The sequence below is a fragment of the Caulobacter sp. 05T431 genome (assembly GCF_056665975.1).
Map to the genome: position 1 here is coordinate 1 of NZ_JBFTKU010000053.1, position 1,059 is coordinate 1,059.

The window sequence follows — 1,059 nt, forward strand, 5'->3', positions numbered from 1 at the left end:
AACAAGCTGGCTTCGCTGGGCACCAGCTCGACCGGCCTGGACACCCACCTGACCTTCGTCGGCAAGCTGCAAGACAGCCTCGACGCGGGCGTGGGCAACCTGGTCGACGCCGACCTGGCCAAGGAAAGCGCCAAGCTGCAGTCGCTGCAGACCAAGCAGCAGCTGGGCGTGCAAGCGCTGTCGATCGCCAACCAGTCGACGCAGTCGGTGCTCAGCCTGTTCCGCTAAGCGGTACGGACGTCGAGTTCAGCATCTTGAAGGGCGGGTCTTCGGACCCGCCCTTTTCTTATGCCTGCACATGACAAGACTCGGCCGCTCGCGGCCTCTCGCCTACCAGATGTTGTATTTCCAGGAACAGTCGGCGGGCCGACAGAGTCAACGGCAATTAATCTTCGTAAACGGGATTCACGATCAAAAGAATTCGATTCAACGCCGAATCGAAATGACTAACGAGGCATTATCCAAATCCAGAAATTAGCTGCGACACTTTTACAATATCGAAAGCACGACCGTGGACACTGGCGATGAGCAAAATGCTCCCGACCGTCAAAATGACGTCGGACACCTTGAATGGGAAATCGCCGAAATGGCTCTGAACAGCATCAATACGAACTCGGGCGCGATGGTCGCCCTGCAAAACCTGAACGCCACCAACAGCGAGCTTCAGGTCACGCAACAACGCATCAACACCGGTAAGAAAGTCGGTAACGCCAAGGACAACGGCGCTATCTGGGCGATGGCCAAAGGCCAATCGTCGACCGCCAGCTCGCTGAACGCCGTGAAGGACTCGCTGCAACGCGGCCAGTCGACCATCGACGTGGCCCTGGCCGCCGGCGACACGGTCACCGACCTGCTGGGCAAGATGAAGGAAAAGGCCCTGGCCGCTTCCGACACCTCGCTGAACACCGCCTCGTTCAACGCCCTGAAGTCGGACTTCGAAAGCCTGCGTGACCAGATCACCAAGGCTGTCACCAACGCCAAGTTCAACGGCGTGTCGATCGCCGACGGCTCGACCACCAAGCTGGCCTTCCTGGCCAACTCGGACGGCTCGCAGTTCAC

General features: G+C 59.0%; 2 protein-coding genes. Both read left to right on the forward strand.

Features of this window, described 5'->3' with window-relative positions; all coding sequences use genetic code 11:
* Positions 1–228: flagellin (locus AC1U89_RS24465; protein WP_479902206.1), on the forward strand; the 228-nt coding region annotated here is incomplete at its 5' end.
* Positions 229–586: 358 nt separating this feature from the next.
* Positions 587–1,059 (forward strand): flagellin (locus AC1U89_RS24470; RefSeq protein WP_479902207.1); only part of this gene is annotated, 473 nt, incomplete at its 3' end.